The sequence below is a fragment of the Rothia sp. HMSC075F09 genome, from assembly GCF_001810515.1.
Lineage (GTDB): Bacteria > Actinomycetota > Actinomycetes > Actinomycetales > Micrococcaceae > Rothia.
Map to the genome: position 1 here is coordinate 38,413 of NZ_KV801763.1, position 288 is coordinate 38,700.

Consider the following 288-nt stretch of genomic DNA (forward strand, 5'->3'; position numbering starts at 1 on the left):
CGTGCCCGCGCAGGCTAGCACCATGCAGGGCAACCCCTTGCCGGGCGATACTGAGCCTCTTTCTAAGGTCACGGACCCGGAAAAGGTGTTGCACCCCGAAATTCTTCGCCTGTACAGGGAGAAGCGCGGTTGGGTTATTTCGGCTGATAAGAATGTGCTGAGCGCCAACGTTGTTGATGATCTTATTGCGGGTGAGAAACCTAAAAATACGAGCCGTAATATCCTGGTGAGCACCCTGTACACGACCAAGGCTAAAGACCTTGCGTTTTATGTTAAGGAGACGGGGGA

The 288-nt window shown here is 53.5% G+C and carries 1 pseudogene; it reads left to right on the forward strand.

The features are described from left to right. Positions 1 to 22 precede the first annotated feature (22 nt). Positions 23 to 288 (forward strand): annotated as a pseudogene (locus HMPREF2749_RS00505) (DUF6318 family protein); the annotation flags it as partial.